A 7,177-nucleotide genomic window follows, 5' to 3' on the forward strand; every position below is an offset into this window, starting at 1 on the left:
AGCAAAGCTTTCGCCTTGCGGCGAGTTACTTTTCTTTGCTTGTGCAAAGAAAAGTAACCAAAAGAAAGCACACCCCGCAGCGCGCCCTCCGCGCTGCGCGCTCCGGGTTCGCAGCCACGTCGGGGATTCGCGGAAGGGGCATCCTGCCCCTGCCGCGAACGGCGCACGTCCATGTGCGCCGCCCTTCGGGTTTTTCCCCGCCGTGTCTGCCGCGCCGAGGGGGCCCGGTAAGTCAAAGGCAGAGCAAGAGCAAACGCAAAAGCAGGAGCAAAAACAGGAGCAAAAGCGGAGGCAATCGCGTCGCCCGCCGCCGAGCCGATCGTGGAGTCCATTGCCGGACACACCGCTGCCGGAATCGTCAGCGACCACCTGCATGGCCACCGCCGCTCCCGGCGCGCACGCGCCTGCCACCGCGAGCGCATGCCCCCGCTCACATCCGGAACACCCCGAATCGGCTCGGCTCCGCCGGCGCGTTCAATGCCGCCGACAGCCCCAGCCCCAACACCCGCCGCGTCTGCGCCGGATCGATCACCCCGTCGTCCCATAGCCGCGCACTGGCGTAGTACGGATGACCCTGGCGCTCGAACTGATCGCGGATCGGCGCCTTGAACGCCGCCTCTTCCTCGTCCGACCACTGCCCGCCCTTGGCCGCGATGCCGTCGCGGCGTACCGTCGCCAGCACGCTCGCGGCCTGCTCGCCGCCCATCACCCCGATGCGTGCGTTCGGCCACATCCACAGGAAGTTCGGCGAATACGCGCGCCCGCACATGCCGTAGTTGCCTGCGCCGAACGAGCCGCCGATCACCACCGTGAACTTGGGCACCTTGGCGCAGGCCACCGCCATCACCAGCTTGGCGCCGTCCTTGGCGATGCCGCCGTGCTCGTACTTGCGGCCGACCATGAAGCCGGTGATGTTCTGCAGGAACACCAGCGGGATGCCGCGCTGCGCGCACAGCTCGATGAAGTGCGCGCCCTTGAGCGCCGACTCGGAGAACAGGATGCCGTTGTTGGCGACGATGCCGACCGGATAGCCGTGCACGTGCGCGAAGCCGGTGACCAACGTCGTGCCGTAGCGTGCCTTGAACTCGTCGAAGCGCGAGCCGTCCACCACCCGCGCGATCACCTCGCGCACGTCGAACGGTTTGCGCGGGTCGGCCGGGATCACCCCGTACAGTTCCTCGGCCGGATACAGCGGCGGTTCCGGCGTGCGTAGCGCCAGGGCGGGGGCCGGCTTGCGCCAGTTGAGCTGGGCGACGATCGCGCGTACCCGCGCCAGCGCCTGCAGGTCGTTGTCGGCGAAGTGGTCGGCCACGCCGGAAATGCGCGTGTGCACGTCGGCGCCGCCCAGGTCCTCGGCGCTGACGTCCTCGCCGGTGGCGGCCTTCACCAGCGGCGGGCCGCCGAGGAAGATGGTGCCCTGCTCGCGCACGATCACCGTCTCATCGCTCATCGCCGGCACGTAGGCGCCGCCGGCGGTGCACGAGCCCATCACGCAGGCGATCTGGGCGATGCCCTGCGCCGACAGATTGGCCTGGTTGTAGAAGATCCGGCCGAAGTGGTCGCGGTCGGGAAACACCTCGTCCTGCAGCGGCAGGAACGCGCCGCCGGAATCGACCAGGTAGATGCACGGCAGGCGGTTCTGCTGGGCGATCTCCTGCGCGCGCAGGTGCTTCTTCACCGTGATCGGGTAGTAGGTGCCGCCCTTGACCGTGGCGTCGTTGGCGACGATTACGCATTCCACGCCGGAGACGCGGCCGATGCCGGCGACCACGCCGGCGCACGGCACCTCGTCGTCGTACAGGCCCAGCGCCGCCAGCGGCGCGATCTCCAGGAACGCACTGCCCGGGTCGAGCAGGGCGTCGATGCGCTCGCGCACCAGCAGCTTGCCGCGCGCCTGGTGCTTGGCGCGGGCGGCTTCGCTGCCGCCCAGGGCGATGCGCGCCTGGGTGGCGTGCAGATCGTCGACCACCGCGCGCAGCGCGGCGGCATTGGCGGCGAAGGCGTCGCTGCCGGGGTGCAACTGGGTCTGGATCGCGCTCATGGCAGAACCGTAGGAGAAGGAAAGGACAGGCAGCTGATGTGGGAGGGGCTTCAGCCCCGACGCGGTGACGTCGGACCGGCCTTTCGGCCGATACCTCTTTCGCGGCGCATCACTTGGTCCGCTCGAACAGCTCGCGGCCGATCAGCATGCGGCGGATCTCCGAGGTGCCCGCGCCGATCTCGTAGAGCTTGGCATCGCGCCACAGCCGCCCGGTCGGGTAGTCGTTGATGTAGCCGTTGCCGCCCAGCACCTGGATCGCCTGGCCGGTCAGCCAGGTCGCCTTCTCGGCGGCGTACAGGATCGCGCCGGCGGCGTCCTGGCGGGTGGTGCGGCCGGCGTCGCAGGCGCGCGCCACCGCATACACGTAGGCGCGGCAGGCGTTCAGGCCCACGTACATGTCGGCCAGCTTGCCCTGCATCAGCTGGAAGCTGCCGATCGGTTCGCCGAACTGGCGGCGCTCGTGCACGTAGGGCAGCACCACGTCCAGCGCCGCGGCCATCAGCCCCAGCGGTCCGCCGGAGAGCACCACGCGCTCGTAGTCCAGGCCGGACATCAGCACGCGCACGCCGCCGCCCACTTCGCCGAGTACGTTCTCCGCCGGCACCTCGCAGTCCTGGAACACCAGCTCGCAGGTGTTGGAGCCGCGCATGCCGAGCTTGTCCAGCTTCTGAGCGGTGCTGAAGCCGGGCATGCCCTTCTCGACCACGAACGCGGTGATGCCGCGCGCGCCGCCGCTCGGGTCGGTCTTGGCGTAGACCACCAGCACGTCGGCGTCGGGGCCGTTGGTGATCCACATCTTGTTGCCGTTGAGCACGTAGCGGTCGCCGCGGGCCTCGGCGCGCAGCTTCATCGACACCACGTCCGAGCCGGCGCCCGGCTCGCTCATCGCCAGCGCACCGACGTGCTCGCCGCTGCACAGCTTGGGCAGGTAGCGCGCCTTCTGCGCCGGGCTGGCGTTCTTGCGCAACTGGTTCACGCACAGGTTCGAATGCGCGCCGTAGGACAGGCCGATCGCGCCGCAGGCCCGCGAGATCTCCTCCATCGCCACCACGTGCGCCAGGTAGCCCATCGCGCTGCCGCCGTATTCCTCCTCGACGGTGAGGCCGAGCAGGCCCTGCTCGCCGAGCTTGCGCCACAGCGGGGCGGGGAAGGCGTTGTCGCGGTCGGCCTGCTCGGCCAGCGGCGCGATCTCGCGCGCGGCGAAGGCGGCGACGCTGTCGCGCAGCAGGTCGACCTCCTCGCCCAACTCGAAATTCAACGACGGCATCAGCATGGCGGCAACTCCGGGAATGGCGGGTGGCCGGCGGCGCCTAGAATCGGACCCGCGCCGGGCAAGAGCGCCCAGCGTAGCCGGGAACGGCAAAGAAGTGAACAGAAATTCATTAATTGAACTTAGAATCACGCCATGGCCTACAAACGCTCCGCCCTGATGGAAGAACGCCTCGCCGGCAACCGCCAGCGGATCCTGCTGGCGGCGCGCCGGCTGATCGCCGCCGACGGCTTCCGTGGCGCCCCGGTGACCGCGGTGGCGGCCGAGGCCGGGGTCTCCACCGGGCTGATCTACCGGCATTTCCCGTCCAAGGCCGACCTGTTCGTGGAGGTGCTGACCGCGGCGGTGGAATACGAGCTGACCATCCTGCGCGCCATCGCCGCCGCGCCGGCACCGGCCGCGCAGCGCCTGCGCGACGCCATCGCCTCGTTCGTGCGCCGCGCCCTGGCCGGCCCCGGCCTGGCCTACGCCTTCATCGCCGAGCCGGTGGAGCCGGAGGTGGACGCCGAGCGCATCCGCTGCCGGCGCCTGCTCGGCGACGTGTTCAAGGGCATCCTGGCCGACGGCGTGGCCGCGGGCGAGTTTCCCGCGCAGGACCTGGATGCGGCGGCGGCGTGTCTGGTCGGCGCCTATACCGAGGCCCTGGTCGGCCCGACCGCGCCCAGCCGCGACGGCCCGCGCGACAGCGAGCGCCTGGTCGAGGCGGTGTGCGGGTTCTGCCTGCGCGCGGTGGGCAGCGCCTGAGCCGACGTCATGCCGCCTGCGCCGAACTGCTGCGATGCAGCACGCATCGCCTGCGATTCCGTGCCATTGCGGCGTGCCGCGCGGCGCAAACGCTGGCTATACTCGGTCGCGTAGCGGTGGTCCGGATTACCACGTGCCAAAGGGGTGTGATGTGCGGAATTACGACCTCGAATTTCTCAAGCGCTTCTCGATGGTGATCGGCCTGCTGGTGCTGATCACGATCGGCCTGATCGTGTTCGCGCATTACCTGCAGCGGGCCATCCCGCCGGAGGTGTCGCCGATCGCGCAAAAGCGCACCGAGGAACGCATCGCGCCGGTCGGCGCGGTCTATGCCGGCAGCACCGGCGCCGCGGCGCAGGCCGCCGCCCAGGCGGCGGCGCTGGCCAAGGCCTCGGCGCAGGCGGCCTACGGCGGCACCACCGACGGCAAGACCATCTTCAACAACCTGTGTACCGCCTGCCACACCACGGGCGTGGGCAAGGCGCCGACGTTGGATCATGCGCACTGGGACAAGCGCATCGCGCAGGGCAAGGAGACGCTCTACAAGCATGCCATCGAGGGCTATACCGGCCCCGATGGGGGCATCATGCCGCCGAAGGGCGGCAATCCCGGGCTGACCGAGGAGCAGATCCACGCCACCGTGGACTGGATGCTGGCCAACCTGAAGTAACCTTGCGCCTCCCGCACGCCACTGCGCCGCCTTCGGGCGGCGCATTCGTTTCCGCGCCCGTCGCGTGCCGGCGCAAACAAGGAGAGTGATCACATGCGCATGCCGCCGCCATCGTTGTTGTCGTTGTTGCTCCTGGTCGCAGCCCCCGCCGCGCAGGCGCTGACGCCGCCGCCATTGCTGCCGATCGGGCAGTTGCGCCCGGGCCCGCAGGCGCAGGGCGTGGTGTTCGAGGGCGTGGTCACCGCACGGGTGGAGGCCGGCGGCAGCGGCTACCTGGTGCAGGATGCCGGCGACGACGATCCGCTGACCGCCGACGCGCTGCTGGTGCGCGGCGATGCCGAGCGCAGCCTGGCCCCGGGCGACCGCGTGCGGGTGTGGGGCGAACTGGCACCGCAGGCCGCTGCCTCGGCCAAGGCCGGCACCGCATTCGTCGGGCGCAGCGTGCTGGAGCAGGGCCACACCGTGCTGGCGCGGGCGCAGCCCTTGCCGCTGCAGGTGCTCGACGCGGCGCCGGGCGACTGGTCGGCATTGGCCGGCATGCGCGTGCGCATTGCCGCGCCGCTGACCGTGGTCGACAACGATGCGCTGGGCAAGACCGGCGAACTCGGCGTGGCCTTCGGCGGGCGCCTGTGGCAGCCCAGCGAAGTGGCCGCGCCCGGCAGCGCCGAGCAGGCGGCAGTGGTCGCCGACAATGCGCGGCGCGGGCTGCGGCTGGGCACGCTCGGTGCGTCCACTGCGACTCCTACTCCGACATCAACATCGGCAACGGCAAAACTCCCGGACTATCTGGGCAGCCCTGCTGCACCGCCGCGCGCGGGCAGCACAGTCCAGAACGTGGAGGGCATCGTCGGCGGGGTGATCGATGGCGTCGCGCGGCTGTACCCGACCGCTGCGCTGCAGCTGACGCCGCCGCCGGAACCGGCGCCGCCGCAGGTCGACGGTACCTTGCGCATCGCCGCGTTCAACCTGGAGAACTTCTTCAACGGCGATGGCCGCGGCGGCGGCTTCCCGACCCTGCGTGGTGCACGCACGGCGGCCGAGTTCCAGGCGCAGCTGCGCAAGCTGGTGGCGACGATCCGTCCGCTGCAGGCCGACGTCGCCGCGCTGATGGAACTGGAGAACGACGGCTACGGCCCGACCTCGGCGATTGCCAGCCTGGTCGACGCGCTCAACGCCGGCGGCGGCGACTGGCGCTTCGTCGATGCCGGGCACGGCCCCGGCAACAACCCGATCCGGGTCGGCCTGATCTACCGCGCCTCGCGGGTGAGCCCGGTCGGCAAGCCGGCGATGCTGGAAGGCGGCCCGTTCGCCGAGCACAGCCGGGTGCCGCTGGCGCAGGCTTTCCGCCACGGCAGCGGTGCGCCGTTCGTGGTGGTGGCCAACCACTTCAAGTCCAAGGGTTGCGGCGAAGCCAGCGGTGCGGATGCCGACCGCGGCGACGGCCAGGGCTGCTGGAACGCGACCCGCACCGAGTCGGCGCGGCGCCTGGACGCCTGGCTGCGCAGCGACCCCACTGGTACCGGCAGCACGTCCAGCGTGCTGCTCGGCGATTTCAACGCCTACGCGATGGAAGACCCCCTGCGCCTGCTGCGCGACGCCGGCTGGCGCGACGCGCTGCAGGAGGCGCATGTCGCGCATCCCTACAGCTTCGTCTACCGCGGCCTCAGCGGCCGCCTCGACCACGCCTTGCTGAGCCCGGCGCTGGCGGCGCGGTTGCGCGGCGCCGCCGAATGGCACGTCAACGCGGACCTGCCCGACAGCGATGGTTATCGCGAGCGCGATCTGCCCGGCCCGTGGCGCAGTTCGGACCACGATCCGTTGTTGCTGGGGTTTGATCTGTAGGCTGGGAATGGGGAAACGGGAATGGGGAATCGGAAAAAGCCGATCGTCGGCCTCCTTTTCCCCATCCTCGACTTGCGGGACGTCCCTATCTGGGCTCCTGTTGTTTGCAAAGCGTACGACTGCCGTCATGCGGAGTTGCGTTGCGTTGCGTTTCGGGAGGACTGCCGCTGCGCGTCCTGCCTTGCGTGTCACCAGCGATCCTGAAGGAGTGCTGGTGTCTTTCACGGCGTTGGCTGCGCGTTTTGCCGTTGTGCCAATCGAAGTCGGTAGATGCGGTGCTTTGCGCGATAGAGTGACAGAGCGACAGCATCGGCTGTTGCTGTTGCCTTGGCAGTTGCCGTTGTTGTTGCTTAGCTTTGGCTCTTGTTTTTGACTTACCGGGTTCCCTTCCGAAGCGGCGGCCAGCGCGGGGAAAAACCCCGAAGGGGCGGCGCACATGGACGTGCGCCGTCCGCGGCAGGGGCAGGATGCCCCTTCCGCGGATCCCCGTGATGGACGCGGACCCGGAGCGCGCCAGCGCGGAGGGCGCGAGGCAGGGTGTGCTTTCTTTTGGTTACTTTTCTTTGCACAAGCAAAGAAAAGTAACTCGCCGCAAGGCGAAAGCTTTGCA

Annotated in this window: 6 protein-coding genes; 3 read left to right on the forward strand and 3 right to left on the reverse strand. The window is 69.7% G+C overall.

Annotation, left to right across the window (positions count from 1 at the left end; translation table 11 throughout):
- From FHR66_RS20975 to FHR66_RS20820, 3 genes are all read right to left on the reverse strand, one after another.
- On the reverse strand, positions 1–332 hold a 332-nt coding region (locus FHR66_RS20975; RefSeq protein ID WP_208417156.1), incomplete at its 3' end, for a hypothetical protein.
- A gap of 98 nt (positions 333–430) precedes the next feature.
- Complete coding sequence (locus FHR66_RS20815) at positions 431–2,041, reverse strand: carboxyl transferase domain-containing protein (RefSeq protein ID WP_160968405.1); 1,611 nt, start codon at positions 2,039–2,041, stop codon at positions 431–433.
- Between the two features lie 109 nt (positions 2,042–2,150).
- Positions 2,151–3,314, reverse strand: coding sequence for an isovaleryl-CoA dehydrogenase (locus FHR66_RS20820; protein WP_010341368.1), 1,164 nt, complete (start codon positions 3,312–3,314; stop codon positions 2,151–2,153).
- A 132-nt stretch (positions 3,315–3,446) separates the two neighbouring features.
- Here FHR66_RS20820 and FHR66_RS20825 point away from each other — a divergent pair, with 132 nt between their 5' ends.
- The 3 genes from FHR66_RS20825 to FHR66_RS20835 all read left to right on the forward strand — a co-directional run bounded on the left by FHR66_RS20825 (position 3,447) and on the right by FHR66_RS20835 (position 6,567).
- The gene (locus tag FHR66_RS20825) at positions 3,447–4,055 is read left to right on the forward strand and encodes a TetR/AcrR family transcriptional regulator (RefSeq protein ID WP_160968407.1); all 609 of its coding nucleotides are present in this window, start codon (positions 3,447–3,449) and stop codon (positions 4,053–4,055) included.
- A 151-nt stretch (positions 4,056–4,206) separates the two neighbouring features.
- Entirely contained in the window at positions 4,207–4,725 is a 519-nt protein-coding gene (locus FHR66_RS20830) for a c-type cytochrome (RefSeq protein ID WP_160968408.1), read from the forward strand.
- 93 nt (positions 4,726–4,818) lie between these two features.
- On the forward strand, positions 4,819–6,567 hold the full coding sequence (locus tag FHR66_RS20835) for an ExeM/NucH family extracellular endonuclease (RefSeq protein WP_160968409.1): 1,749 nt from the start codon (positions 4,819–4,821) through the stop codon (positions 6,565–6,567).
- The last annotated feature ends 610 nt before the right edge of the window (positions 6,568–7,177 follow it).

The sequence above is a fragment of the Xanthomonas sp. F4 genome (assembly GCF_011761895.1).

What these genes read in the sequence shown, in the direction of transcription:
- FHR66_RS20825 (WP_160968407.1), top strand. Translation starts at nt 3,447, where the DNA reads ATGGCCTACAAACGCTCCGCCCTGATGGAAGAACGCCTCGCCGGCAAC.
- FHR66_RS20835 (WP_160968409.1), top strand. Translation starts at nt 4,819, where the DNA reads ATGCGCATGCCGCCGCCATCGTTGTTGTCGTTGTTGCTCCTGGTCGCA.
- FHR66_RS20815 (WP_160968405.1), bottom strand. Translation starts at nt 2,041, where the DNA reads ATGAGCGCGATCCAGACCCAGTTGCACCCCGGCAGCGACGCCTTCGCC.
- FHR66_RS20820 (WP_010341368.1), bottom strand. Translation starts at nt 3,314, where the DNA reads ATGCTGATGCCGTCGTTGAATTTCGAGTTGGGCGAGGAGGTCGACCTG.